Below are 26,691 nucleotides of genomic sequence, written 5' to 3'. Positions count from 1 at the left end.
TTCATCGAGGTGAATGGATTTTTTTATGGATTACTATCAGCTGAACACTTCAAGCTGAACACTGAACACTCTTTTTAAAGTTCTTTTCTGAAGGTTTTTCTGCGGCAATGTACTTTTGGGTCAAAATGTTTCCAAAGATTGTGAATAGCAACGTTATCGGCAAGTTCAGGAGTTCTAAAGCAGTTTTCGATTCCTTTTTCTTTAAAAGTATCATAATATTCGTTGAAAATAATTGCCGTTACGGCTTTGTTTTGATATTCGGGATGCACTCCAATTAAATAGAAAAGCATGTCTTTGCTTTGTTTTTTTGCTTTCAACAAATGGAATAATCCAAAAGGGAAAAGTTTTCCTTTGGCTTTTTGTAAGGCTCTGGAAAAAGAAGGCATTACAATACTAAAAGCAACAATATTCTGGTCTTTGTCTTCTACAAATTTGATGTATTCCGGGTTAATAAAGCTGATGTATTTTTTCTTGAAATACTCTTTTTGAACGTCAGAAATTGCCACAAATGAAGATAAATTAGCATAAGAGGCATTGAATAAATCAAACATTTTATCCACATAAGGCATTACTTCCTTTGTCGATTTAAAGTTAAGCGGTTTTAATTGGTATCTTTTTTTAACCAACTCGTTTGCTTTCTGAAAAAACTCAGGTTGTACGTTAGAAAAAGGAAATTTACTTTCTATATATTCTTTCTCTACCACATAACCCAGTTGTTCAAAATGAGTAGCATAATACGGATGGTTGTACCAGGTAATCATGGTTCCCAGTTGGTCAAAGCCTTCTGTCAGGACACCCACTTTGTCCAAATTTGAAAATCCCATTGGGCCTTCAACGTATTCTAAGTTATTTTTTCTGCCTAATTCGTATACTTTTTCCAGTAAAGCTTCGGTTACGTTAATGTCGTTAATAACATCAAACCAACCAAAACGCACTTTTTTCTTTTGCTGTCCGTTTACTTCTGCCCAATTGATAATGGCTGAAATTCGACCAGCAATTTCATTGTTTTTGTAGGCTATGTAAAAATAAGCTTCGGCATTTTCAAAAGCCGGATTTTTAGTCTTGTCAAAAGTTTCTAATTCGTCTGCAATCAACGGTGGAACCCAAAATTCGTTGTCTTTGTATAACGAAAAAGGGAATTTGATATATTCGGTCAGTTCTTTTTTTGTCTTTGCTTCTTTTACTGTAATCATTATGTTGTTTCTTTATTCTATTGCGTCTTTTCGTTTTTGATCTTTTTTTGCTGCTTTTCGTACCGATCTGGGTTGAGAAGGAGCGTCGTCCAGGTTGATTCGGACTTCTTTGTAATTAGTGTCGTATCGCCATGAAAAACCAATACCACCATAGAAAATAGTAGGGGTGTCTTTTAAATTATGGCTAATTGAAGCGTCTATTTGCATGTTTTTGTTTAGTAAAAATGCAGCTCCGCCGCGCATGATGGCATCGCTGTAAAAATCGCTTTTAAATCCTTGGTTTTCTATGAATCCCGACCATTTTCGGCTAATTCCTTTGGTTAAAGTAATGATGTAGCCATAACTAGGATAGTCAGTCGAAATGTAATCGGCAATGATATTGGTTACAAAAACCCAAGAACCATCTCCCAGGTGATTTTGCGTAATTAACATGACTTTTGGCGAAATCATAGCTTCATTGCTAAAAGCATACGGATTGTTTTTCATGGTGAAATTTGCACCAGCAAAAACAGAAACTGCAGGAATTAATTGGCGCCAGTTGAAAGCATGGTTGGCTTTCCAGCTATAGACATTGATTCTTTTTTCGTAATTTTTGTAAGGGTCAAAGATGAGGTATTTGGCTCCCAAAACCGTTTGTTTTAATGCTGATTTATTGTATTGATTAAAAGTGCTTACAAAGTCTTCATTTTGATATTGGATATCGGCAAGTAATTCCAGTTTTTCCATAAAAAAGCCATAACGTAAATTAAGGTCCAAGCCATATCCGCTGGCATCATAATTTAATAAACGATGATTTTCTTGGATGCCATAAACACCTGTTTCCACTTGAATCACCGATTTCCCAACGGCATAGGCTGACATAGTTAAGCCAGGTCGATTGGAATTAATCTCATCAGTGTGTTGTCCGTAATTGTAATTTGCTAAAAGACTTATGGCTAAGGCTAATAAAATTTTAAATTGAGACATGATGTTTTGGATTTTAAAAGTAATAAGCTTTCCAAATGTACTATATTTTATTATTTATTTAAGAATGATAATCTGTTTTTGAATCTAGTATTTGTTAATTTTGCTAAAAAAATATTTGATTATGCAAGAAGCATCATTTGCAGGATTTATAAGAACACTGTTTTATATTATAACATTCTATTATATTTTTAGGTTTTTGGCCAAATTGTTTTTACCGCTATTAGTGAAAAAAGTAGTGGAAAAAGCGGGGCAAAACATGTACCAGCAACAACAACAGCATCAATCTCAACAGTCATGGAATAATACCCAGGAGGATGAGACCATTATTTACAATACTCAAAACGTAAAAAAACCTCGAGAAACCAAAAAAGTAGGAGATTATGTGGATTACGAAGAAATAGATTAAATTTGCCGCACTAGTAATCCCAATTTTAATAAAATTCTCGAAAATTGAAAATAATAAATAGGTTATACCCGCACGCTATTGCCATTCTTGGTTTTGTATTAGTTTCACTAATTTATTTTTATCCGGTACTTCAAAGGAAACAAATTTTTCAATCGGATATTGCCCAATATACGGGTATGGCGAAGGAACAAAATGATTTTAGAGCTACTGAACACATCGAGCCTTATTGGACCAATTCAGCTTTTGGAGGAATGCCGACTTATCAGTTAGGAGCTAATTATCCGTATGATTTTGTTGGTAAAATAGATGACGTTCTACGTTTTCTTCCTCGTCCTGCAGATTATTTATTTCTATATTTCTTAGGTTTCTACGGATTGTTACTAGTCCTAAAAACCGATCCTTTAAAAGCTTTTATTGGTGCGATTGCTTTCGGTTTTTCTACATATTTGATTATTATTTTAGGTGTTGGGCATAATGCAAAAGCGCATGCTATTGCTTATATGCCGCTGGTAATTGCAGGTTTTATACTTGTTTTTCAGAAAAAATATATTTTGGGAGGACTTCTCACCATGTTTGCCGTTGCATTAGAAATAAATGCAAACCACTTCCAAATGACGTATTACCTGTTGATTTTCTTATTGATACTTTCAGGTTATTTTGCTTTTAATTTTATCAAAGAAAAAGAATATAAGCCACTTTTAATTTCGATTGGAACTTTGGCTATAGCCGGAATTGTTGCGCTCGGAGCTAATGCTGGGAATTTATTAGCAACCAGTGAATATGCAAAATACAGTATTAGAGATAAAAGTGAGTTAACTTTTAATCCTGATGGTTCAAAAAATGAAACTACTGCGTCTATGACGACAGATTATATCACAGAATATAGTTATGGAATTGCAGAAAGTCTGAATTTAATTGCTCCAAGAATTTTTGGAGGATCAAGCCATGAGAATGTTGGTACAGATAGTCGTATGTATTCTTTTATGATTGAACAGGGAGTTCCATCAGATCAGGCGGCCGATTTTGTTTCAGGTATGCCGACGTACTGGGGAGATCAGCCAATTGTTTCGGCTCCTGCATATATTGGAGTTGTGGTTTTCTTTTTGGCTGTTTTAGCCTTATTTATAGATGAGCGAAAGATAAAATATGTTTTTCTTTCTGGAGCATTATTTACTTTGATGCTTTCCTGGGGAAAAAACTTTTCTTTACTGACCGATTTCTTTATTGAATATGTCCCAATGTATGATAAGTTTAGAGCAGTATCGTCTATTCAGGTAATCTTAGAATTGTGTATTCCTGTGCTTGCTGTGATGGGGTTGCAATCCTTTTTTAAAGCAAAAGACGAACCTAAATTACAGCAGAAAGCTTTAATTCAAGCAGGAGTTTTTGGACTTGGAGTTCTTTTGATTCTGGTTTTTGCAAAAGGTTTTTTCCATTTTACAGGAATGAGCGATAAATATTATTTAGAAAGTTACGGACCAGCATTTGTTGATGCATTAAAAGAAGACAGAATGTCTTTATATTCTGCTGATTTGCTTCGTTCTGGTTTCTTTATTGTAGTAACTTTTGGTGTTTTGTGGTTGTTTATTAAAAACAAATTTTCGCATACAACAGCTTTGGTTATTGTCGCATTATTAATGATTTTTGATTTGTTCTTTGTAGATAAAAAATACGTTTCAGCTAAGGATTTTGTTAGCCCGGTTCAGATTGCTGCTCCATTCCAGGAAACACCTGCTGATACAAAAATTTTACAAGATACTTCGGTTTATCGCGTATTTGATCCACAGGGACAATTGCAGGGTCGGTCTTCTTATTTTCATAAAACAATTGGTGGTTACAGTGCTGTAAGACCAAGAAGAATGCAACAATTGTATGATTATCAAATTGCAAAAAATAATCTGGAAATATTGAACATGCTAAATGTTAAGTATGTAATTCAGGTCGATTCTACGGGTGCACCTATACCAACAATAAATCCGGATGCAAACGGAAATGCATGGTTTGTAAGCGCTGTAAAACTGGTTAATAAGCCTGATGATGTTATGAAAGCGTTAGATGATATCGATACTAAAAAAGTTGCAGTTTTCAATGTTCATGAGCATGAAGGTAAATTTAAAAATGCCAGAATGAAAAAAGCTTGGGATACAACGGGAACTATTCAGGTAGTTACTTATAAACCAAATTATATTAAATACAAATCTGATAATAGCAAAGACGGTTTAGCTGTATTCTCTGAGATGTATTATAAAAATGGGTGGAACGCTTATATCGATGGTAAATTGACAGATCATTTTCCTGTTGATTATGTTTTGAGAGCAATGGAAATTCCTGGTGGAAAACATACGATTGAATTTAAATTTGAACCTCAGGTTATCAAAACCGGTGGAACCATCACTTTGATAAGCTCAATTGGAATGTTATTACTTTTAGTTGGAGGAATTTATTACGAAAGGAAAAAAGGAAGACTCAACATATGATATTTTATTTGTAATTTTGATAAAGATAAATTTCGAAAGAATCTAATTTTTAAATGAAATGGGCAAAGTCAAATTAAATCACGCACACCCAAAATTAATGGAAGCGAGGTATATAGAAGAAACGAGACAATTGACCTATCAACAGCGTTTTGAAAAATTGATAGCAATAATCGAACTTTCTTATATGTTGAGAAATGCAAAAAAATATTCAAAATCAAAATAATTTGAAATGAATATGAATGAGCAAATATTAGATGTTTGGAAATATTTATCAGAAAATAATGTAAACTATCTAACTATTGGTGGATTTGCGGTAAATATTTATGGCTACGGAAGAAACACTGGAGATATTGATATTTTTATAGAAGATACAATTGTTAATCGTGAAAATTTAAGGAATGCCATTAAACAAATGGGATTAGGCGATTTTGAAAGTATTAATACGATGCAATTTATTCCAGGTTGGACAGATTTTACTCTAAATTTTAATCTTAGATTGGATATTATGACTTCTGTTAAAGGCTTAGAAAATCAGTCTTTTACAGCGATTTTAGAAAAAGCAAATGTTGTAGATATAAATGGAATCCCAGTATTTTTTATTGATTATAAAAATCTAATAATTGCAAAAAAAGCAGCCAACAGGCCCAAGGATCTTTTAGATATTGAGGAACTTGAAAAAATAAATAGAGATCTATAATTCAATATCACAAAATCTTAAACTTGAAATCAGAAAAACTTTTAATTATTACTTATTATTGGCCGCCAGCTGGAGGACCAGGAGTACAGCGTTGGCTTAAATTTGTTAAATATTTACCTGATTTTGGCGTTCAGCCCATAGTCTATATTCCTGAAAATCCTACTTATCCTATTGTTGATGAAAACTTAGTAAAAGAAGTTTCAGATAAGGCTATTATTCTAAAACAGAAAATATTTGAACCTTATCAATTGGCTTCTTTTTTATCGAAGAATAAAACCAAGAAGATGAATTCGGGGATTATTCCCAACCAGAAGAAACAATCCTTTTTAGATAAAGTTTTTCTATGGATTCGCGGTAATTTATTTATTCCAGATGCTCGATTTTTTTGGATAAAACCTTCTGTTTCTTATTTAGAGAAATACATAGTTGAAAATAATATTGATACTATTGTTACTTCAGGGCCACCGCATAGTTTGCATCTTATTGGATTGGAATTAAAACAGAAATTAAATGTAAAATGGTTTGCTGATTTTAGAGATCCCTGGACAACTATAGGCTATCATAAATCGTTACGTTTGTCTGATACTGCAGCTCAAAAACACAAGGAGTTAGAGTCACAGGTTTTGAATACGGCTGACACTATTATTGTTACCAGTAAAACTACAAAAACCGAATTTCAAGCACTGACCACAAAGCCCATTGCTGTAATTACAAATGGTTTTGATATAGAAAAAGTCGAGAAACAAACTTTAGATGCTAAATTTTCTTTGGCGCATATTGGTTCTTTTCTTTCGGCTAGAAATCCAAAGTTACTATGGGAATCCATTGTTGAATTAGTAGCTGAAATTCCTGATTTCAAATCTCATTTAGAAATCAAATTAATTGGCGCAGTCAGTCAGGAAGTCTTAGATTCTATTACAGAGTTTGGTTTGAATGGCTATTTGAATAATTTAGGTTATGTTTCCCATGCAGAAGCGATAGCACATCAAAGAAAATCACAGGTTTTATTACTTATCGAAATTGATTCTGAGGAAACAAAGAGCATTATTCCCGGTAAATTGTTTGAGTATCTGGTTTCTAATCGACCAATTATCGCTATTGGACCCAACGGTTCTGATTTTGCCGAAATTATTACAGAAACCAACACCGGAGTATTTTTCGATTATTCTGAAAAAGTAAAACTTAAAAAGTTAATTTTGGACTTTTATAATCAATACCTGGAAGGGAAATTGCAATCTCATGGTGTAGGATTACAAAAATATTCAAGGAAAAATTTGACTGAGCAATTGGTACAACTTCTATCTTCTAACATCTAATTTTATATTCATAAATGGGACTTGTATTAAATCAGTCATTAAAAAACACGATACTTACTTACATAGGTTTTGGGATAGGGGCGGTAAATACCATTTATTTATATCCGTATTTTTTAGGAGCAACTTATTATGCTTTAAATAATTATATTCTTTCGGCAGCAGCTATAATAATGCCTTTATTGGCTTTTGGAATGCAAAATACATTGGTGAAGTTTTTTTCCCAATGTAAAAACGACAAAGAGGAAGAAGAGTTTTTGTCTTTTGCCGTTTTATTTCCTTTAATCTTATCCATTCCTTTACTGTTGATTTGTTTGTTTTTTTACAATGACATTTCGGCTTATTTATCGAAAGTAAATCCTATTGTAAAAGAATTCTTGTGGCTAATTCCGTTTATAGGAATTTGTATGGCTTATTTCGAAATATTTTATGCTTGGGCCAGAGTGCAAATGCATTCAGTTTTTGGGAATTTTATTAAAGAAGTAGGTTTGCGATTGTTTTCGTTAATAGCATTAATTGGAGTGTATTACCACTGGATTAGTGCTATTCAGTTTATCTATGTCACAGCAGTCATTTATCTTTTGGCATTTCTGGCTACGATGTTTTATGCTTTTTATCTAAAGAAACCCAATTTCCAACTTTCGGTACCACACAATGTAAAAGATATTACAGTCTATACTTTTTTCATCATTTTATCAGGAGGAGTAGCAACTTTATTATTAGATATTGACAAATTGATGCTGAATCAATATATCAAAATCGAAAATATCGCCTATTATTCAGTTGCGACTTATATTGCCTTGGTGATTTCGGTTCCAAGTAGAGCGATGCACCAAATTGTTTATCCAATAACGGCAAAATTGATGCACGAGGAAAAACATGATGAATTGAATGATTTATACAAAAAGACCTCAATTAATTTGCAGATTGTAGGAGGTTATGTCATGTTGTGCATTTTTGTAAATATCAGTCAGTTGTATAAGATGATTCCTGAGGAATATGGAGGAGGAATTCTAGTGGTGTTTATGATAGGTTTATCCAAGTATTTTGATTTAATCCTTGGGAATAATAATGCCATTATATTTAATACAAAATATTACAGGGCGGTATTGTTTTTAGGAGTTGTTTTGGTTTTTCTTACTGTGGTACTAAATATGATTTTTATTCCAATGTATGGCATTATAGGCTCTGCATTTGCGACTTTATTATCAATCACTTTATATAGCATCGCTAAATTAATGTTTGTTGTAAAAAGATTGCATCTGTATCCTTTTACAAACCAAACGCTGTATTCTATAGGGCTAACCTCTATTTTATTTCTATTGTTTTACTTTTGGGAGTTGTTTCCTTCATATCCTATTGTCGGCATTGGTTTAAAGTCAATTTTAGTGAGCATTGCTTATGTGTATTTGAATTATAAGTTTGTTATTTCCATTCAAATTAATGAGGTTATCGATGGCTTGTTGAAGAAGTTTAAAATTGTAAGATAGGTTTTATAATTAAATGTTATTTTCAAGAACTGTTAATCACTAAAAGTGGGTATTGTAAATCTTGATTTATGGTATTAAATTTGTGGTAGGTTTATTTTTACTAATAAAAAATTAATCTTTTCATCAATACCCTCAAATTATGAAAAACATTTCTCTTATTAAAAATGAAAATTTAAAATTATCCGGCGTCTTAGCTCAAAAAATTAAGAAAGGATTTGTAGTAGAGGAAGTCAATGATAAATTGCCTTTTGTGGTTTTATCGAAAAAGCCTACTAAGGTAAATCATCGTTTGAATTTTTTGATTTCCTGTGCTACTTTTGGTTTGTGGTCTATTCCTTGGGCTTATAAATATTTCGAAGCGAAGAAGGAAAGAAAAATTATAATCGCTATCGATGAAGACGGAATGCCTTTTGAAGAAAAATGCTATGGTTAGATAGTTGAAAAAAAATAATGAAAAACTCCGTTTTGTTAAAATAACAAGACGGAGTTTTTTTTTTATAGCTTTTCTTTTAGGTATTTAGCGGTAATTGATTTTTTGTTTTTCACAATTTCTTCAGGTGTTCCGACAGCCAATAATTGTCCTCCGTTTTCTCCTCCTTCCGGGCCTAAGTCAATAATCCAGTCGGCACATTTTATTAAGTCAAGATTGTGTTCGATAACTAACAAAGAATGTCCTTTTTCTATCAAGGCATCAAAAGAAGCTAATAGTTTCCTGATGTCATGAAAGTGCAAACCTGTGGTGGGTTCGTCAAAAACAAATAAGGCTTTTTCTTTGGTAGTCCCTTTTACTAGAAAAGAAGCCAGTTTGATACGCTGTGCTTCACCACCAGAAAGTGTAGAAGAAGATTGGCCTAATTGTACATAACCTAAACCTACATCTTGCAGCGGTTTTAGTTTTTGGGTAATTTTAGTTTGCTTGTTTGTTTCAAAAAAGTGTACTGCATCGTCAATGGTCATTGTTAAAATATCGTTGATGTTTTTGCCTTCAAAAGCAACTTCGAGGACTTCTTTTTTAAAGCGTTTTCCATTACAGGTTTCGCACGGCAATTGCACATCGGCCATAAAGACCATTTCTACATTAATACTTCCTTCTCCACTACAAGTTTCACAACGACCACCATCCACGTTAAAAGAAAAATGTTTGGCTTGATAGCCTCTTATTTTTGATAATTTTTCTTTTGCAAATAATTCTCTGATGTCGTCATAAGCTTTGATGTAAGTGACCGGGTTAGAACGCGAACTTCTTCCTATTGGATTTTGATCTACATATTCAATGTGTTTGATGTGAGAAAAAGAACCTGATATTTCGGTAAATTGACCTGCTTTTTCTCCCGCATTATCCAGCTTCTTCTGCATTGCAGGAAATAAGATTTTCTTAATTAGCGTACTTTTTCCACTACCAGAAACTCCGGTAATTACAGCGAGTACATCTAGAGGAAACGTAACATCAATATTTTGAAGATTGTTTTCTCTGGCACCTTTTATTTCGATAAAATTTTTAAAAGGGCGACGTCTTTTAGGTACAGAAATCTCTAAATCGCCATTGAGGTATTGTGCCGTGAGCGAAGTCGAACGGAGGATTTCGGCAAAATTACCTTGAGCAACTAATTCACCTCCAAAAGTTCCCGCTTCAGGACCAATGTCGATAATCATATCGGCGGCTTTCATGATGTCCTCGTCGTGCTCCACCACAATCACAGTATTGCCTAAATCACGCAGAGACAACAATACTTTTATCAAACGTTCGCTGTCTTTTGGGTGTAAACCAATACTAGGTTCGTCCAAAATATACATAGATCCCACTAAGCTACTTCCAAGCGAAGTGGCTAAGTTGATACGCTGCGATTCTCCTCCGGAAAGTGTAGACGAGTTTCGATTCAACGTTAAATAATCCAAACCAACTTCGGTTAAAAATGACAGACGATTGTTAATTTCGACTAATAATCTTTTGGCTATTTGTTTTTCGTATTCATCTAATTCTAAATTTTTAAAGAAATCAACTAAATGTTTAATGGGTAAATCGACTAAATCAGAAACGGTTTTGTTATTTATTTTAACGTAAGATGCTTCTACACGCAGGCGTTTTCCTTTGCAAGTTTGACACTTGGTTTTTCCTCGGTAACGCGATAGCATCACACGATTTTGTATCTTATAATTTTTCTCTTCCAGTTCTTTGAAAAAATCATTCAGTCCTTGGAAATAGGAGTTTCCAGTCCAAATTAATTCTTTTTGTTCTTCGGTTAATTGAAAATACGGTTTGTGAATAGGGAAATCAAATTTATAGGCTTTGTTCACTAATTCGTCTCGAAACCAACTCATGCTTTCACCACGCCAAGGAAAAATAGCGTTTTCAAAAACCGATAAACTGGTGTTTGGAACTACCAGTTCGGCATCAATCCCGATGATATTTCCGTAACCTTCACAGCTAGGACAAGCTCCGTAAGGATTGTTGAAACTAAACAAATGCAGATTCGGCTCCAGGAACGTAATTCCGTCCAATTCAAAATTATTCGAATAATCAAATCGCTTGTCTGAATTTAATTCCTGTAAATAACAGATTCCTTTTCCTTCGTAAAAAGCAGTTTGTACTGCATCGGCAAGACGATTATAGAATTCTTCTTCGTCTTTTACTACAATTCGGTCCACAATTAAAGTAATATCTTTATTGTCTAACGAATGTTGGTCAATTTCGTCTAAACGAACCGTTTCATTATTGACTAATATTCGAGAAAAACCTTGTTGAAGCAATACTTTTAATTTGTCTTCTAGCTGTCTTCCTTCTTCCAGATGAATAGGAGCAAGAAGCAACCATTTGCTATTGATTTCCAGATTTTTCACATCGCTAATAACATCCGAAACCGTATTTTTTTTGACTTCACGACCCGAAACTGGAGAAAATGTTCTTCCAATTCGAGCATACAATAATTTCATATAATCGTAAATCTCGGTCGAAGTTCCTACGGTAGAACGGGCATTAGTGGTGTTTACTTTTTGTTCAATAGCAATTGCAGGAGCAATTCCTTTAATGTACTCAACCTTTGGTTTATCCAATCTTCCAAGAAATTGCCTTGCATACGACGATAAACTTTCTACATATCGGCGTTGTCCTTCGGCATACAAAGTATCAAATGCTAAACTGGATTTCCCGGAGCCCGAAAGCCCGGTAATTACCACTAATTTATTACGAGGAATTACGACATCAAGGTTTTTTAAATTGTGTACCTGAGCCCCTTTTATTATTATATTTTTCTTTGGATCTATTTTAGAAAAGTCAACTTTCATAAAAAATATTGGATTTTTACAAAAGTAATCATTTTCCAGCTGAGAAAAGAACTCCGCGAAGTCATAAATAATAATGAAATTCGAAGATTGACTTTAAAAAAATACGGCTTATTTTTTTATAAATAGTAATTTATATATAATTTTTCTATTTTTTATTTGCCAAGCAAGACAATAATTCGTTAAATTTGAAGAATCAATCATCTTTAAAAATAAAAGCGCCTATAGTATAAAACTACTTTTTAGAAAATACCCTTAACCCATACTAAAAAGTATTACTATGATAGCTAATATTCAAATTCCCGACGCTTTGTTGGTACAGGATTATGTAGCAGGTAACGAAGAGGCCTTAGCTACGTTGATTAAAAGACACGAATCCAAAATTTACGGTTTTATATATTCAAAAGTATCCGACAGAGATGTTTCTAACGATATTTTTCAAGATACTTTTATAAAAGTAATTAAAACTTTAAAATCAAATTCCTATAATGAGGAAGGGAAATTTCTACCTTGGGTGATGCGCATTGCTCATAATCTTATTATTGATTTTTTTAGAAAAAACAAAAAAATGCCATTGTATCGGGAAACCGAGGAGTTTTCAGTTTTTTCCATTATGACTGATGATAGTCTGACTATCGAAAATCAGTTAATTGCCGATCAGGTAGAATTAGACATTCAAAAACTGATTGAAGAACTTCCTGAAGATCAAAAAGAAGTTCTCATTATGCGAATGTACAAGGATATGAGTTTTAAAGAAATTTCAGAACAGACAGGAGTAAGTATTAATACTTCTTTAGGAAGAATGCGTTATGCTTTGATGAATTTGAGAAAAGTAATTGATAAACACCAAATTATTTTAACCAATTAAACAATATTTTAATACTTGTCCCGTTCTATTCTAACAAACAAATAGAAATAGTATATGGCAAAAATTTACTCTAAGAAAAATTTAGTTACTACAACGATGAAACCTAAAAAAGAAGTTATTTCTTTTCTTTTGAATTATTCAAAAGCACTGCACATGATAAAAGTTGCAGATAAAAGTTTTGAAATTATTGCAAATTAGTTAAGCTAGTAATAGCTGTTTTAGTAAATCTCACTAATTATTTTTTAAAATTAGTGAGATTTACTTTTTATAGCCGTCTAAGGCGGTTTTTCTTCCAATAGTTCGGGTAATAATATCTTTCTCTAAACTCCAGCCACGAGCTGGCGAATATTCTCTACCATACCAAATAATTTGCAAGTGCAAATCGTTCCAAATTTCCTCAGGAAATATGCGTTTGGCATCTTTTTCGGTTTGAACTACGTTTTTTCCATTGGTTAAATTCCATTTGTACATCAATCTGTGAATGTGCGTATCCACAGGAAAAGCAGGAACACCAAAGGCTTGCGACATCACCACACTGGCGGTTTTATGTCCCACGGCAGGTAATTCTTCCAAAGCTTCAAAACTCTGCGGCACCTTGCCATCGTGTTTTTCGATTAGAATATGCGATAAACCATGAATTCCTTTGGATTTCATTGGCGATAAGCCGCAAGGACGAATAATTTCCCTGATTTCCTCCACCGACATTTTTATCATGTCATACGGATTATCGGCTTTAGCAAAAAGCAAAGGCGTAATTTGGTTGACTCTTACATCTGTGCATTGTGCCGAAAGCAAAACAGCAATCAACAGTGTATAAGGATCTTTATGGTCTAGCGGAATCGGGATGGTAGGATAGAGTTCTTTTAACGTATTTATAACAAATGTTACCCGTTCTTGTTTGGTCATTTTAGTTTAATTTTGGATTGTAAAGAAAAGGAATTTCAATGGCAATGGCAAAAAATCAATAGCAATAGCAATGTCAAAAATACAATTACAAAATACAATGTCAATAGCAATTTCAATTTTAAATAATTAATTTTCACACTTCAAAACCCATAACTCATAACCCATACACTCACAAACATGATAACATTAAAAAAAGGCGATAAAGCTCCCGATTTTTTTGGCGTAGACCAAGACGGAAAGCCGCATCAATTAGAAGATTATAAAGGAAAAAAATTAGTGGTTTTCTTTTATCCAAAAGCCAGTACGCCAGGATGTACTGCCGAAGCCTGTGATTTAAGAGATAATTTCGAGCGTTTTAAGGCTAATAATTATGCCTTGTTAGGTGTAAGTGCCGATTCGGCAAAAGCGCAAGCCAAATTCAAAGAAAAGTATGAATTCCCATTTCCTTTATTGGCTGACGAAGAAAAAGAAGTTATTGAGGCATTTGGCGTTTGGGGACCAAAAAAGTTCATGGGACGCGAATACGACGGTATCCACAGAACTACTTTTGTAATCGATGAAAACGGAATCATTGATGAAGTCATTGAAAATGTAAAAACCAAAGAGCACGCCGCTCAAATTTTGAAGTGATACCAAAATAATAGTGAATTTTAATTCTAATTATTCTTGTATCATACCGATGTAATATGAAAATAGTACAATGCAATTGGACTATATTGAATATACAATCGGTATAAACTAAAAACGCCACAAGAGAAATTTTGTAGCGTTTTTGTTATCATGTCATGTCTTGATCTAAAACTAGAGTTCTATTATTATTAAACATACAGAAATCAATTGCATCTGGCTTTAGCCAGATGATAGAATTTATAAGATAATAAGGCTTTAGCCGAAACTTATATAAAAATTTTGGCTAAAGCCTATCAATATTTCATTCTTAAAAATGGGCTAAAGCCCATTTCTATTGATATTCTAAAAAAAATAGATTAAAAAAATCCCAAATAAGTTTTTACATTTTCTGAATAGCTTCTCCCAGAAGTAATATTTGTTTTTTTAACATCATTGAGAGTAATGATATAACGACTGTTGAAATATTTCTGAGCCTCTTTTACATAGTCTTTGTTAATAATGATACCTCTATGAATGCGTAAAAAGTTATCAGGTAATTTCTTTTCTAAATTTGAAATAGATTCTGTGCTTAAGAATACTCCAGATTCTGAATGTATTGTTGTGTAATTATTATCGGCTTCAAAAAAGGATATATCTTCTAATTTTATAAAAATTAATTTATCGTTCTTTTTAACTGTAATAGAAGTCATTTTTTTCTCTTCTTTTCTATTTGTAATGTCTTTTAGAACTTTTAAAATTTCATCTGAAGAACTTTTTACATGAAACGTTTTTAATTTTTGTACAGTTTTTTCAATACGTTCTAATTTGACTGGTTTAACCAAATAATCGATACTATTGGTCTCAAAAGCCTCCAGAGAATATTGGTCGTAAGCCGTACAAAAAACTACCATTGGAATAGTTTCTAAACGTGCTAATAATTCAAAACCAGAGCAACCAGGCATTTCAATATCTAAAAAAATAATATCAGGATTTAAAGCTTCTATTTTTTGCTGTGCTTCCGTTCCGTTTTGTGCTATATCTATAACATCAAAAGTTTCAGGGAATTCTTTTAGTAAATTTTGTAAGCCTAGTCTGGCAGGCGTTTCATCATCAATAATTATAGTGGAATAGCGTTTGTTCATATTATATAGTTTCAGGAATTGTAATGATAATCATTTTTTCTGGTTTGTTTGTCCAGTTTAAAGTGGCTTTGTCTCCATAAGTTAATCGCAATAAATCGAAAACCGTTTGTAAACCGTGACCGCTTAACAAACCTTCGGGGAAATTTGGGCCATTATCGCTTACCGAAATTGTAATCTCATGTTGTTCTTTTGAAATTTTTAAACCAATGTTGCCTTGACCTTCATTTTTTGAAATACCATGTTTTACAGCATTTTCTACTAGTGGCTGAATTAAAAACAAAGGAATTTCATGATTTTCTAAATCTTTTTCTAAATCTACAGTAAATTGTAAACGATCACCAAAACGAATTTTTTCTATATCTAAATAGGTTTTGACCATGTTCACTTCGTCTAAAATGGTATTCGTTTTTTTATCCTTTCGGTTTATGGAGTATTTAAATAAATCGGATAACGAATGTGCCATTTTTTGTGTTTTCTGAGCATCTATAGGTGCTAAACTAGCAATTGAGTTCAAAGAATTGTACAAGAAGTGAGGATTTATTTGGGATTGTAATGATTTTAATTCGGCTTTAACTTTTAGTTCTCTTAAGTTGGCAAGCTTTGTTTCATTTTCTATAATTAAGTTTCGTTCTTTAAAAATAAAATAACCGATCAATGCTCGAAGCGATGCAATTGCCATTAAAAATAAAAACATTTTAGATAAAGCGTAATAATCTTGTTGATAGCTAAGTGCATTTTTTAAGATAAAAAAGACAATTAATAAACAGGCGAAAGGCAAGAACCCTGTTGACAAAAAGATTAATCCCGTTTTTGTAAATAGGTTCTTTGCAGTTTTTTGAATTTTTAATTCAATAAAACGAAACAAATAAAGAAAAGGAAATAAAATAACCAAGAATAAAGTGGTAGATTTAATTGTGTCATTTCTGACTATACGGACATTTTTGTAATCATCGGGTATAGTTAAAAAATCATAAAAAGACACACAAAATACGATTAGTATATCTGCAAATAGCAACGTTATTAAGGCTATAGTACCAAATCGAAGCCAATCTTTCTTAATTTTAATGCTTATTGATTTATTGATGCTATTAATAAAAAATAGCCCTAGCAATCCTAAAATTAATGCAGGTAAAAAAATTAATGCTACTGGGTTTCTTACCCACCATAAAGAACGGTCTCTGCTTGAAATTTTAGCATCTTGTATTTTTTTTGTAACACTGTCTTCAAATTGATCTTCTGCCTTTGCCAGTCGTTCTTCAAAGCCTTTTTTGTAAACCTCTTTTATAATTGCTTCGTCTTCATGGTTTAAGGGGATATCGTAGTTTGAATGTCCATATATAGAATGGAAGATACTGTTTCTTTTTTCTTCTATTGGCGGATATGCAAAACATCCTCCAACTAGCATTTTTGCTATTCGAGATTCTAAAGATTTTTTAATTTCTAAATCTGTATCTGTAGCATCAATTTTATAAATATAAAGTTCACAGCTTGTATATCCTTGTCCTTGCTTTTGAGGGCCAAAACTGCTTGTTGTATAACTATTGCCTTCTTTTAGAGCAGCATCTAAAAAATTAATTTTAAAATTAGGTTTCTCTGTTTTTGAAAATTTAATCGAAATAGTTTCTGTTAAAGCATCTAATTTTTTTAAAGTATGATCTATCGTTATAGAATCATTTTTAGTATAGTTTCCTTCTAATTTAACACGTATATCAGTGTCCCATTTTTGTAATGAATTATAGTAAAAAGAGTTTATCTCAACGATTTCTTTCCAAGGTTTTACAGGAAGTTTTTCTTGGTCTTGAGAAAAACAATAGTTTCCAATTGTTAGAAATACTAAAAAGTAGAGTGATTTTTTCATGGTAGTAAATTTAAATATTTATCCCACAAAAGAACTATAATGATTATAAGATAAAAACAAGTTTCTTGTAAACTGCAAAATAGAGATGCAAACTGCATTTAAGCAAAAACGCCACAAGAGAATTTCTTTGTGGCGTTTGATATAATTAAGATGTTGTTTTATTCAACTAATTTCTTTTCAGGATCGTAACCAAAAAGGCGTTGCTTTTTGATGATTTCAGAAACTCCTTCAGGAAGCATTGGTTCCCAATCGGGTGTTCCGTTACTGATCATTTTTAGAACTTCACGTGAAAACACTTTTAGGTTTTCTGGATTGTAATCTTTAATGTCAATTACTTTTCCGTTGAATTTAAAGAATTTGTATAATTCTTTCATTCGTGGATGTACTTTTAAGTTTTCAGAAGTAGTGATTTCTCCGTTTTCGTCTAACATTGGGTACAATAAAACCTTCATGTCTCTGAAGAATAATTTACCAAAAGCCTCCAGAATTCCACCACTTAAATGGCGATAGTATTTTTCGTCAAAAATATCAACCAGATTGTTGACACCCATAGCAAGTCCCATTCGGGCTTTCGTATAATTAGCAAAATATTCTACTACCTTATAGTATTCCTGGAAATTAGAAATCATTACCGTTTGTCCCAAAGAACAAAGGAGTTCGGCACGATCCATGAAATCTCTTTCGTCAATTTCACCATCCGAACGCAAGTTAGACAAGGTGATTTCGAAAATAACCAAGGTGTTTTCTTTGTCCACTTTGTTTTCTTCAATGAACATGCGCATCGATTTCTCGTACATGTCCATGTTTACCTTAGTAACCGGACGGAAACTTCCTCTTAGCGCAAGAATGTTTTTTTTGTATAAAATAGTAGCAGGAAGAATGTTTTTTCCTTTTGGGTTGAACATTACGGCATCAGTCATTCCGTTTTTAACTAATTGTAAACTGATTAAACGGTTGTCTACATCAGCAAAACGAGGTCCTGAAAAATTGATGGTGTCAATCTCTAGTTGGTCTTTGTCCAGGTGATCGTATAAATAGCGTAATAATTTTTTAGGGTCGTTGTACTTGTAATAAGCGCCGTAAATTAAGTTTACGCCCAGGATTCCAAGGGTTTCCTGTTGAAGTTTGGCATCCGTTTCTTTAAAACGAATGTGAAGTATGATTTCGTTGTATTCTTCGTTAGGGTCAATTTGGTAACTAATACCTACCCATCCGTGTCCTTTAAATTGTTTAGCGAAGTCAATTGTAGCTACGGTATTGGCATAACTAAAAAACATTTTGTTGGGGTGTTTCTCTCTGCTTAATCGTTTTTCAATTAAGTCAACTTCGTGCGAGAGCATCTTCTTCAGTCGGTTTTCAGTAACATAACGACCGTCTTTTTCGGTACCATAAACGGCATCACTAAAGTCTTTATCGTATGCTGACATGGCTTTTGCAATGGTTCCTGATGAGCCACCTGCTCTAAAAAAATGTCTTACTGTTTCTTGTCCTGCGCCTATCTCGGCAAATGTTCCATAAATATTTTCGTTTAAATTGATACGTAGTGCCTTGTCTTTTATTGAAGGGACTTGTACAATGACTCTGTCACCTTTTAGTTTTATTTCGCTACCCATTTTTTAGTTTAATTTTATGTATTTGCCTGATGTTACAAAGTTAATTAAATAGCTAGCCTAATAAAAGGGAAATAATCCTATTTTTGTGAAAAAAATAAGATTTGAAGATATATTTTTTAGGTACAGGTACTTCTCAGGGCATTCCAGTTATAGGGAGCGATCATCCCGTATGTAAAAGTACGGACAGTAAGGATAAAAGACTTCGCGTTTCGGTTTTGATACGCTGGGATGAGTATTCGTTTGTTATTGATTGTGGTCCTGATTTTAGGCAACAGATGCTGACTTCCAATTGTCATAAAGTAGATGGAATTGTTTTTACTCACGAACATGCCGATCATACTGCAGGTTTAGACGATATAAGACCTTTTAATTTTAGACAGGGTGAAATGCCTATTTATGCTCATCAGAGAGTTCTTGATGATATGCGAAGTCGTTTTGGTTATGTTTTTGAAACGGTGAATAAATACCCAGGAGCGCCATCGGTAAAAACAATTGAGGTAGTGAATAATGTTCCGTTTCCATTAGGGAATAAAATAGCTATTCCTGTTGATTTTATGCATGGTGATCTTCAGGTTTTTGGTTATCGGATAGATGATTTTGCCTATTTAACGGATGTAAAAACTATTGAGGATGTCGAAATCGAAAAATTGAAAGACTTAAAAGTTTTAGTGGTTAATGCTTTGCGTGAAGAACATCATTTTTCGCATTTTAATTTACAAGAGGCTTTGGATTTTATTGCTTTGGTAAAACCAGAAAAGGCTTATTTAACCCATATTAGTCATGTGATGGGCTTTCATGAAGAAGTACAACAAAAACTTCCTGAAAATGTATTCCTTGCTTATGATAATTTAGAAATCACCCTATAATATTTTTTACAATGAAAAAGTCATTCGCGCTCTACGCCTTTATTTTACTGGTATTAATTAATGTTTTTACCTATATGTTTTTAAGTAAAGAGGTAGAATTTGAGCAAAACAGGTACGAGAAAACTACAAAGAAATTGAAGGATAGTTTGAACTCGGTTACCACAAAGTTAAATGATGCTAATTATTTTTCTTTGGAAAAAAATGAGAATGCCCAAAATTATTTTGATTCGGCTATAGCCAATAAAATAATTCCTTACGAAAAATTGATTCCTGTATTAAAGGAAAAGTTGATGGATTTTAATGCCAATCCAAAAGGGAATCCTTATGTGGGACAAGATCAAATAGGAGCGAATAAGTTTGTAATCAACAAAGTAAAAGTTCTAAACCACCGCTGGATTATTGCTGATTATAGTGATGGCAAAATGTGGGGCGAAGTCTTGTTGAAGTATTTTGTCAATGAAGATGAAAGTATTTCTTTTGAAGTAATACAGTCTTTGCTTTATGCGCAGTAGTTATTATCTATTGAATGAAATCAAAAACGTTAGTTCGAGTGTTTTTGCATAATGAAATAGAGCAAAAAATGTATCGAGAGCCGTTTTTGATGATAAATTTTCTTGTGCTTGATACGATTTTCTAATCAAAATCACTACCAATGACGTTTTTATCAAAAGTGAAAAATTAGATTTACCAATTTTCTTTTTTGCTTGATCAAAAAAGAAACAAAAAAATCAAGTCTAACACTTCCTCGTCGGTCAAATTAGTTTTCGAATTAGCTTCGCTCTATTCGCCTTCGGCTCGAGTCTAAAAGAAAAGAACTCTCCGCCGCGGCGGATCAAACAGCTTTTCTTTTTACGTATTCTTCAAACATTTGACACTCGACTGCGGAAGCTAAGGACAGTTGAAACTCGTAAATAACGAGAGTTTGATTTTTTAATATAAGACAAGTTAACGTCATTTTATATTGTTTTTTTAGAATAAAAAATTACTCCTCGAACTGACGAAAATTTAAAATCAAAAACAATTTCACCCAACGATTTTATTATAATTATAGCACAAAAAAATCCCATCTCGTTTATACAAGATGGGATTTTAATATATTTCAGAATCGAATTATTTTCTTTTAATAACTCTTTCTACCGCTTCAACAATAGCTTGATTGTTTAACTTGTATTTTTCCATTAATTGTTCCGGAGTTCCAGACTCACCAAAACTATCTTGAACAGCCACAAATTCTTGTGGAGTAGGATTGTTTAAAGCTAATACACCTGCAATGCTTTCTCCAAGACCACCAAGATAATTGTGCTCTTCAGCCGTTACGATACATTTAGTTTTAGCTACCGATTTTAAAATAGCTTCTGCATCTAATGGTTTAATCGTGTGGATGTTGATTACTTCAGCAGAAATTCCTTTTTCTTCTAATTTCTCAGCAGCAATTAAAGCTTCCCAAACTAAGTGTCCTGTAGCAACAATAGTTACATCAGTACCTTCGTTTAACATAATTGCTTTTCCAATGATGAAAGGTTCGTCAGCAGGAGTAAAGTTAGGTACAACCGGACGACCAAAACGCAAATAAGCTGGACCGTGGTGATCAGCAAGTGCAATTGTAGCCGCTTTAGTTTGGTTGTGGTCACAAGTGTTAATAACAGTCATTCCTGGTAACATTTTCATCAAACCAATATCTTCAAGGATTTGGTGCGTAGCTCCATCTTCTCCTAAAGTTAATCCAGCGTGAGAAGCACAGATTTTTACGTTTTTATCAGAATAAGCAACCGATTGACGAATTTGGTCATAAACTCTTCCTGTAGAAAAGTTAGCAAAAGTTCCAGTAAAAGGAATTTTTCCACCAATAGTTAATCCGGCAGCAATTCCAATCATGTTTGCTTCAGCAATTCCGATTTGGAAAAAACGCTCTGGGTGATTTTTCTTGAAATCATCAAATTTTAATGATCCAATTAAATCCGCACAAAGTGCTACTACATTTTCATTTTTCTGACCTAATTCAGTCATTCCCACTCCAAAACCTGAACGGGTATCTTTACTTCCTGTATTTATATATTTTTTCATTTTCCTTCCCCAACCCCCGCCGCGGCGGGGGAGTTCCTATTGGGGTGATAGGGTTTATGTTATTTATTAATTTTGATATTCCTCCCCGCCGTGGCGGGAGGTAGGAGGGAATTAATAATCTGAATTACCTCCAGTATTATAATTTTGTCCTAAAGCGTTTTCAAGTTGAGCATCGTTAGGTGCTTTACCATGCCAAGCATGACTGTACATCATATAGTCAACTCCATTACCCATTTCAGTATGCAACAATACGCAAACTGGTTTTCCTTTTCCAGTTCTTGCTTTTGCTTCATTCATTCCAGCAATGATTGCTTCAACATCATTTCCTTTAGTGATTTCAACCACTTCCCAATCAAAAGCTTCAAATTTAGCACGGATACTTCCCATACATAAAACTTCGTCAGTAGTTCCGTCAATTTGTTTTCCGTTTAAATCTACTGTAGCGATAAGGTTGTCAACATTTTTAGCAGAAGCATACATGATAGCTTCCCAGTTTTGACCTTCTTGCAATTCACCATCACCGTGAAGTGTATAAACGATATGATTGTCTTTGTTTAATTTTTTAGCTTGCGCTGCTCCAATTGCTACTGATAATCCTTGACCTAGAGAACCAGATGCAATACGTACTCCCGGCAAGTTGTCATGAGTAGTTGGGTGTCCTTGTAATCTTGAATTTAATAAACGAAAAGTTGATAATTCCGCTACTGGAAAATACCCGCTTCTTGCTAAAACGCTATAGAAAACAGGAGAGATATGACCGTTTGATAAGAAGAATAAATCTTCTCCAGCTCCGTCCATGTCAAAACCTTCTTTGCGGTCCATTATATTTTGATACAAGGCTACCAAAAATTCGGTACAACCTAGAGAACCTCCTGGATGACCTGAATTAACAGCGTGTACCATTCGAAGGATGTCTCTTCTTACTTGGATAATTAAATCGTTTAATTGTTGAGTGTTAGGTTTCATTTTGAGTGTAAAAGTTAAACTGTTGCAAATGTAAATTTTATTTTCCCTTAAGACAAATGATTTTTATAATTGTTTATTGTCGAATGTATAGGCATAAAAAAAGCCCAATTTTCATGGACTTTTTTAATAATATGCTATGTGTGGAGGTTGAAACTAGTTGTTTTTTATCCGTTTTTTGCAATCGATTCTATTAATGTTTGTAATATTTCCTGCCCTTCTTCCCAAAGTCCCAGTTGTGATGCCAGATTTAGATGTCCTTTTGGGCCAACATTGTAAAAAAGACTTCCCCAATTTTGAGCTAAAAATTCGGCTCTTTCTGCCGAGATATAAGGATCATTAGCGCTGGTGATTACAATAGATGGATATTTCAATTTATCTAAAGGGATAGGGGCGAAGTTCCAAATTTCTTCAGGTGTGTGTTCTGATGATTCTACATCGGCGGGAGCAACCAGTAAAGCACCGGCAATTTTGCTGGTATCATTTTGTTGGGACCAATGTGCCACTAAAGAAACCGCCAGACTGTGAGCCACAATAATAATGGGTGTTTCAATACTTTTAATAGTAGCATCCAGATTGATTAACCAATCCTGTAATTGCGGTTGATTCCAATTGTTTTGAACTACTTTTTTTGCATTTGGGAAATGTTGTAACCAATTGTCTTGCCAATGTCCTGCGGTCGAATCGCCTAATCCGGGAACTATTAATACGCTATACTCCATATTGTTTTATACTAATCTAAGAATACTACAAAGCTATGAAATACCAATTTATTATATCAAATTAGTCTAATAAAAATTGATTTTTGTTTTATATAATGGGAAAAATGATTGAAAAATTAAGAACTACACGAAAGCATAGAGCAACCTACTTTGTTTCTTGCCCAATCAGGTCGTTTGGCGAACCATTTTTCTTGGTCTTCTTGTTCAGAATACGGCTTTTTAAGTAAGTTGAAAAGTTCGTCAATTAGGCTGTAATCTCCTTTGTCGGCGGCATCGATGGCTAGTTGTGCCATATAATTTCGCAATACATATTTTGGATTGATAGCATTCATTTTTTCAGCACGTTCTGTATCGGACTCTTTTTCTAATTGTAAACGAAGGCTGTATTTCTCGAACCATTTATTCCATGCTTCTGTGATTTCTGGAAATGCTTCAATTGAACTATAAAGAGCATCTTGAATAATCGAGATTCCTAGTTCTAGGTTTTCTTTTTGATAACGACTTAGGTTTCTAAAGAAAATGGTCATATCGGTTTCTGTCAAATGCAAATTGTTTTCCAATTCCTGAATGAGTTTTTGATCGTTTTCATCTTCGGTGAAAAGACCGATTTTAGAACGCATCATGTTCAAGTATTTACTTTCGAACGCAGTACCGAAATCAGCAAGAACTTTTTCTAATCCTTCGGTTTCTCCGATTAATGGAAATAAAGCATTAGCAAGTTGGTATAAATTCCAAAGCACTATATTGGGTTGGTTTCCATAACGGTAACGCTTGTGTTGCGAGTCGGTGGTGTTGGGAGTCCAGCCATAATCGTAACCTTCCAGCCAACCGTAAGGACCGTAATCAATGGTTAATCCCAAGATTGACATATTATCGGTATTCATCACTCCGTGTACAAAACCCACACGTTGCCAGTGAATGACCATTTCTAGGCTATTTTCGGCAACTTTTTTAAAAAATTGGAGATAGCTTTCTTTAGAAGGTGCACCTAATTCGGGATAAAAATGTTTGATACTATAATCAACTAATGTTTTTAGTGTTTGTATGTCATTGCGAACCGCAAGGATTTGGTAATTCCCAAAACGCAAAAAGCTAGGCGCAATTCGGCTGACGATGGCTCCTTTTTCGTAAGCAGGATTGCCATTGTAAAGCACGTCTCTTAAAACTTCGTCACCCGATAAGGCAAGAGATAAGGCGCGAGTGGTAGGAACACCAAGATGAAACATGGCTTCGCTGCATAAATATTCCCGAATGGAAGAACGCAAAACGGCTAATCCATCGGCGGTTCTGGAATAGGGTGTTTTTCCAGAACCTTTGAGTTGGATTGCCCAACGTTGATTGTTATGAACGATTTCAGTTAAATTGATTGCGCGACCATCGCCAAGTTGTCCTGCCCAGTTGCCAAATTGATGTCCGCCATAACACATGGCATAAGGTTGAGTGTCAGGCAAAACTTCGTTTCCTGTGAAAACATTTTTGAATTCGTCATTTTGCGTATCAGCGGTTGCTAATCCTAAGTTTTCTAACATTTCGGGTGAAACATGGATGATTTCAGGATTTGCTGTTTTTGTAGGTGTTGAAAATGAAAAACAAGCATTTTCGACCTGTCTGACATAGTTTTCTGTAATTGGGTCGGCGGGTAATTCTTTATTGAATGTATCTTGAATGTTGAGCTTCATTGTGTTTGTTGTTTTACCTTTTATAGATACAAAGTTACAAATTGTAATTTCGGATTAATGATGTTGTTGCTGCTTTTTTAGTGTGAGGGATAGTAGTTAATGTCATTAACTTAAGGAAAAATCAATGAATTTGATTGCATATTTTTGATTAATGATTTTTGATTTTAGATGTGTGGATTCTTGAAAACAGGAAGAATTTTATTTACTAACACCAAAATCAGAAATCAAGAATCGTTAATCTTCAATCAAAAATCCCTTAACTTAGTGGCACGCCCAAATGACTTTTTAAACTGTATTTTTTAAGCGTTACTTTGCTGTTAAAAACAGAGTAACATTTTCTAAATTAAACTATCTTTGCCAGCCGAACAATCGGAAGAAAAACCTTAGTATGAAGTTTGATTTATTACAAAAAGACCCACTTTCTAAAGCCAGAGCGGGAAGCATTACCACAGATCACGGTGTAATTGAAACGCCTATTTTTATGCCTGTAGGCACTGTTGCCTCGGTAAAAGGAGTGCACCAGAGAGAATTAAAAAACGATATTAATCCTGATATTATTCTTGGAAATACCTATCATTTGTATTTGCGTCCGCAAACTAAAATTTTAGAAGCAGCGGGTGGTTTGCATAAATTCATGAATTGGGATCGTAATATTTTGACTGATTCCGGAGGTTATCAGGTATATTCTCTTTCGAATAATAGAAAAATTAAGGAAGAAGGAGTAAAGTTTAAATCGCATATTGATGGTTCTTATCACTTTTTTTCACCAGAAAGTGTAATGGAAATTCAACGTACTATTGGAGCCGATATTATTATGGCTTTTGATGAATGTACGCCTTATCCTTGCGATTATAGATATGCACAACGCTCGATGCATATGACACACCGTTGGTTGGATCGTTGTATCAATCATTTGGATAAAGTGCCAGTCAAATACGGTTATGATCAAGCTTTTTTCCCTATTGTTCAAGGAAGTACTTATAAAGATTTAAGACGTCAATCGGCAGAATATATTGCGAATTCGAACCAGGTAGGAAATGCTATTGGCGGATTATCTGTTGGAGAACCAGCGGAAGAAATGTATGCGATGACTGAGGTCGTTACCGAAATTTTGCCAGAAGACAAACCCCGTTATTTGATGGGAGTGGGAACGCCAATTAATATTTTAGAAAATATTGCATTAGGAATTGATATGTTTGATTGTGTGATGCCAACTCGTAATGCCAGAAACGGAATGTTGTTTACGGCTAATGGTACCATCAATATCAAGAATAAGAAATGGGAAGACGATTTTTCGCCAATTGACGAAATGGCAATTACATTTGTGGATACGGAATATACAAAAGCCTATTTGCGTCACCTTTTTGCTGCCAATGAATACCTTGGAAAGCAAATTGCTACGATTCATAATCTTGGTTTTTATATGTGGTTGGTGCGCGAAGCTAGAAAACATATTTTAGCTGGCGATTTTAGACCATGGAAAGAGATGATGGTGAAAAACATGAGCCAACGTTTGTAAAAAAAGTTAGGAGTTAGAGGTTATTATACGTTAAGAAACTTCTAATTCCCAACTTCTAACT

At 33.8% G+C, this 26,691-nt stretch carries 24 protein-coding genes; 13 read left to right on the top strand and 11 right to left on the bottom strand.

Annotated elements, in window-relative coordinates; all coding sequences use genetic code 11:
* Positions 1-74: 74 nt before the first annotated feature.
* Complete coding sequence (locus GTZ96_RS13350; protein WP_161644408.1) at positions 75-1,193, bottom strand: GTP cyclohydrolase; 1,119 nt, start codon at positions 1,191-1,193, stop codon at positions 75-77.
* A 12-nt stretch (positions 1,194-1,205) separates the two neighbouring features.
* Positions 1,206-2,159: a transporter gene (locus tag GTZ96_RS13345; protein WP_161644407.1), complete on the bottom strand. Its 954-nt coding sequence runs from the start codon at positions 2,157-2,159 to the stop codon at positions 1,206-1,208.
* Between the two features lie 121 nt (positions 2,160-2,280).
* Between GTZ96_RS13345 and GTZ96_RS13340 the strand changes: the two genes are divergently transcribed.
* The 7 genes from GTZ96_RS13340 (at position 2,281) to GTZ96_RS13310 (ending at position 8,975) form a co-directional block, all read left to right on the top strand.
* A complete protein-coding gene (locus GTZ96_RS13340) occupies positions 2,281-2,565 on the top strand; it encodes a DUF4834 family protein (RefSeq protein WP_161644406.1) in 285 nt (94 codons plus the stop codon).
* Positions 2,566-2,609: 44 nt separating this feature from the next.
* Entirely contained in the window at positions 2,610-5,042 is a 2,433-nt protein-coding gene (locus GTZ96_RS13335) for a YfhO family protein (RefSeq protein WP_161644405.1), read from the top strand.
* 58 nt (positions 5,043-5,100) lie between these two features.
* The gene (locus GTZ96_RS13330) at positions 5,101-5,265 is read left to right on the top strand and encodes a hypothetical protein (RefSeq protein ID WP_181033192.1); all 165 of its coding nucleotides are present in this window, start codon (positions 5,101-5,103) and stop codon (positions 5,263-5,265) included.
* Between the two features lie 6 nt (positions 5,266-5,271).
* Positions 5,272-5,739, top strand: a complete 468-nt coding sequence (locus GTZ96_RS13325; protein WP_235972991.1) for a nucleotidyltransferase — start codon at positions 5,272-5,274, stop codon at positions 5,737-5,739.
* A 23-nt stretch (positions 5,740-5,762) separates the two neighbouring features.
* Positions 5,763-7,055: a glycosyltransferase family 4 protein gene (locus GTZ96_RS13320; RefSeq protein ID WP_161644404.1), complete on the top strand. Its 1,293-nt coding sequence runs from the start codon at positions 5,763-5,765 to the stop codon at positions 7,053-7,055.
* A 14-nt stretch (positions 7,056-7,069) separates the two neighbouring features.
* The gene (locus GTZ96_RS13315) at positions 7,070-8,542 is read left to right on the top strand and encodes a lipopolysaccharide biosynthesis protein (RefSeq protein ID WP_161644403.1); all 1,473 of its coding nucleotides are present in this window, start codon (positions 7,070-7,072) and stop codon (positions 8,540-8,542) included.
* Positions 8,543-8,681: 139 nt separating this feature from the next.
* Entirely contained in the window at positions 8,682-8,975 is a 294-nt protein-coding gene (locus tag GTZ96_RS13310) for a hypothetical protein (protein ID WP_161644402.1), read from the top strand.
* Between the two features lie 62 nt (positions 8,976-9,037).
* Here the strand turns inward: GTZ96_RS13310 and uvrA are convergent, their stop codons facing one another.
* Positions 9,038-11,824 (bottom strand): excinuclease ABC subunit UvrA, encoded by a 2,787-nt coding sequence (uvrA, locus tag GTZ96_RS13305; protein WP_161644401.1) that lies wholly within the window; start codon positions 11,822-11,824, stop codon positions 9,038-9,040.
* 280 nt (positions 11,825-12,104) lie between these two features.
* Here uvrA and GTZ96_RS13300 point away from each other — a divergent pair, with 280 nt between their 5' ends.
* Together GTZ96_RS13300 and GTZ96_RS13295 are read left to right on the top strand one after the other, a co-directional pair.
* On the top strand, positions 12,105-12,689 hold the full coding sequence (locus GTZ96_RS13300; protein ID WP_161644437.1) for an RNA polymerase sigma factor: 585 nt from the start codon (positions 12,105-12,107) through the stop codon (positions 12,687-12,689).
* Positions 12,690-12,743: 54 nt separating this feature from the next.
* The gene (locus GTZ96_RS13295) at positions 12,744-12,887 is read left to right on the top strand and encodes a hypothetical protein (protein WP_181033191.1); all 144 of its coding nucleotides are present in this window, start codon (positions 12,744-12,746) and stop codon (positions 12,885-12,887) included.
* A 60-nt stretch (positions 12,888-12,947) separates the two neighbouring features.
* Here the strand turns inward: GTZ96_RS13295 and GTZ96_RS13290 are convergent, their stop codons facing one another.
* On the bottom strand, positions 12,948-13,595 hold the full coding sequence (locus GTZ96_RS13290; RefSeq protein ID WP_161644400.1) for an endonuclease III domain-containing protein: 648 nt from the start codon (positions 13,593-13,595) through the stop codon (positions 12,948-12,950).
* Positions 13,596-13,772: 177 nt separating this feature from the next.
* Here GTZ96_RS13290 and bcp point away from each other — a divergent pair, with 177 nt between their 5' ends.
* Complete coding sequence (gene bcp / locus GTZ96_RS13285; RefSeq protein ID WP_161644399.1) at positions 13,773-14,225, top strand: thioredoxin-dependent thiol peroxidase; 453 nt, start codon at positions 13,773-13,775, stop codon at positions 14,223-14,225.
* A gap of 356 nt (positions 14,226-14,581) precedes the next feature.
* Here the strand turns inward: bcp and GTZ96_RS13280 are convergent, their stop codons facing one another.
* The 3 genes from GTZ96_RS13280 to GTZ96_RS13270 all read right to left on the bottom strand — a co-directional run bounded on the left by GTZ96_RS13280 (position 14,582) and on the right by GTZ96_RS13270 (position 18,817).
* Positions 14,582-15,346: a LytR/AlgR family response regulator transcription factor gene (locus GTZ96_RS13280; protein ID WP_161644398.1), complete on the bottom strand. Its 765-nt coding sequence runs from the start codon at positions 15,344-15,346 to the stop codon at positions 14,582-14,584.
* Between the two features lies 1 nt (position 15,347).
* A complete protein-coding gene (locus GTZ96_RS13275; RefSeq protein WP_161644397.1) occupies positions 15,348-17,204 on the bottom strand; it encodes a sensor histidine kinase in 1,857 nt (618 codons plus the stop codon).
* A gap of 158 nt (positions 17,205-17,362) precedes the next feature.
* Positions 17,363-18,817, bottom strand: coding sequence for a TonB-dependent receptor (locus GTZ96_RS13270; protein ID WP_161644396.1), 1,455 nt, complete (start codon positions 18,815-18,817; stop codon positions 17,363-17,365).
* A gap of 101 nt (positions 18,818-18,918) precedes the next feature.
* Here GTZ96_RS13270 and GTZ96_RS13265 point away from each other — a divergent pair, with 101 nt between their 5' ends.
* Both GTZ96_RS13265 and GTZ96_RS13260 read left to right on the top strand, forming a co-directional pair.
* Entirely contained in the window at positions 18,919-19,683 is a 765-nt protein-coding gene (locus GTZ96_RS13265) for an MBL fold metallo-hydrolase (protein WP_161644395.1), read from the top strand.
* Positions 19,684-19,694: 11 nt separating this feature from the next.
* A complete protein-coding gene (locus tag GTZ96_RS13260; protein ID WP_161644394.1) occupies positions 19,695-20,195 on the top strand; it encodes a hypothetical protein in 501 nt (166 codons plus the stop codon).
* Between the two features lie 598 nt (positions 20,196-20,793).
* Here the strand turns inward: GTZ96_RS13260 and GTZ96_RS13255 are convergent.
* The 4 genes from GTZ96_RS13255 to GTZ96_RS13240 form a co-directional block, all read right to left on the bottom strand.
* The gene (locus tag GTZ96_RS13255) at positions 20,794-21,747 is read right to left on the bottom strand and encodes a transketolase family protein (protein ID WP_161644393.1); all 954 of its coding nucleotides are present in this window, start codon (positions 21,745-21,747) and stop codon (positions 20,794-20,796) included.
* 111 nt (positions 21,748-21,858) lie between these two features.
* Positions 21,859-22,713: a transketolase gene (locus tag GTZ96_RS13250; protein ID WP_161644392.1), complete on the bottom strand. Its 855-nt coding sequence runs from the start codon at positions 22,711-22,713 to the stop codon at positions 21,859-21,861.
* A gap of 164 nt (positions 22,714-22,877) precedes the next feature.
* Positions 22,878-23,432, bottom strand: coding sequence for an RBBP9/YdeN family alpha/beta hydrolase (locus GTZ96_RS13245; protein WP_161644391.1), 555 nt, complete (start codon positions 23,430-23,432; stop codon positions 22,878-22,880).
* Between the two features lie 116 nt (positions 23,433-23,548).
* A complete protein-coding gene (locus GTZ96_RS13240) occupies positions 23,549-25,111 on the bottom strand; it encodes a protein adenylyltransferase SelO (RefSeq protein WP_161644390.1) in 1,563 nt (520 codons plus the stop codon).
* Positions 25,112-25,499: 388 nt separating this feature from the next.
* Here GTZ96_RS13240 and tgt point away from each other — a divergent pair, with 388 nt between their 5' ends.
* Positions 25,500-26,630, top strand: a complete 1,131-nt coding sequence (tgt, locus tag GTZ96_RS13235) for a tRNA guanosine(34) transglycosylase Tgt (protein WP_161644389.1) — start codon at positions 25,500-25,502, stop codon at positions 26,628-26,630.
* Positions 26,631-26,691: the final 61 nt, after the last annotated feature.

It is taken from the genome of Flavobacterium undicola, assembly GCF_009909155.2.
GTDB classification, from domain to species: Bacteria; Bacteroidota; Bacteroidia; order Flavobacteriales; family Flavobacteriaceae; genus Flavobacterium; species Flavobacterium undicola.
The sequence above is the reverse complement of the archived record's forward strand: the minus strand, read 5'-3'. Positions and strand labels throughout refer to the sequence as shown.

Bases quoted from the DNA above. Each gene is read 5' to 3' on its own strand.
- bcp (WP_161644399.1), top strand. From the start codon at position 13,773: ATGATAACATTAAAAAAAGGCGATAAAGCTCCCGATTTTTTTGGCGTA.
- GTZ96_RS13340 (WP_161644406.1), top strand. From the start codon at position 2,281: ATGCAAGAAGCATCATTTGCAGGATTTATAAGAACACTGTTTTATATT.
- GTZ96_RS13240 (WP_161644390.1), bottom strand. From the start codon at position 25,111: ATGAAGCTCAACATTCAAGATACATTCAATAAAGAATTACCCGCCGAC.
- GTZ96_RS13295 (WP_181033191.1), top strand. From the start codon at position 12,744: ATGGCAAAAATTTACTCTAAGAAAAATTTAGTTACTACAACGATGAAA.
- GTZ96_RS13250 (WP_161644392.1), bottom strand. From the start codon at position 22,713: ATGAAACCTAACACTCAACAATTAAACGATTTAATTATCCAAGTAAGA.
- GTZ96_RS13270 (WP_161644396.1), bottom strand. From the start codon at position 18,817: ATGGGTAGCGAAATAAAACTAAAAGGTGACAGAGTCATTGTACAAGTC.
- GTZ96_RS13350 (WP_161644408.1), bottom strand. From the start codon at position 1,193: ATGATTACAGTAAAAGAAGCAAAGACAAAAAAAGAACTGACCGAATAT.
- GTZ96_RS13280 (WP_161644398.1), bottom strand. From the start codon at position 15,346: ATGAACAAACGCTATTCCACTATAATTATTGATGATGAAACGCCTGCC.
- uvrA (WP_161644401.1), bottom strand. From the start codon at position 11,824: ATGAAAGTTGACTTTTCTAAAATAGATCCAAAGAAAAATATAATAATA.
- GTZ96_RS13325 (WP_235972991.1), top strand. From the start codon at position 5,272: ATGAATATGAATGAGCAAATATTAGATGTTTGGAAATATTTATCAGAA.
- GTZ96_RS13275 (WP_161644397.1), bottom strand. From the start codon at position 17,204: ATGAAAAAATCACTCTACTTTTTAGTATTTCTAACAATTGGAAACTAT.
- tgt (WP_161644389.1), top strand. From the start codon at position 25,500: ATGAAGTTTGATTTATTACAAAAAGACCCACTTTCTAAAGCCAGAGCG.
- GTZ96_RS13315 (WP_161644403.1), top strand. From the start codon at position 7,070: ATGGGACTTGTATTAAATCAGTCATTAAAAAACACGATACTTACTTAC.
- GTZ96_RS13310 (WP_161644402.1), top strand. From the start codon at position 8,682: ATGAAAAACATTTCTCTTATTAAAAATGAAAATTTAAAATTATCCGGC.
- GTZ96_RS13330 (WP_181033192.1), top strand. From the start codon at position 5,101: ATGGGCAAAGTCAAATTAAATCACGCACACCCAAAATTAATGGAAGCG.
- GTZ96_RS13255 (WP_161644393.1), bottom strand. From the start codon at position 21,747: ATGAAAAAATATATAAATACAGGAAGTAAAGATACCCGTTCAGGTTTT.
- GTZ96_RS13345 (WP_161644407.1), bottom strand. From the start codon at position 2,159: ATGTCTCAATTTAAAATTTTATTAGCCTTAGCCATAAGTCTTTTAGCA.
- GTZ96_RS13260 (WP_161644394.1), top strand. From the start codon at position 19,695: ATGAAAAAGTCATTCGCGCTCTACGCCTTTATTTTACTGGTATTAATT.
- GTZ96_RS13290 (WP_161644400.1), bottom strand. From the start codon at position 13,595: ATGACCAAACAAGAACGGGTAACATTTGTTATAAATACGTTAAAAGAA.
- GTZ96_RS13245 (WP_161644391.1), bottom strand. From the start codon at position 23,432: ATGGAGTATAGCGTATTAATAGTTCCCGGATTAGGCGATTCGACCGCA.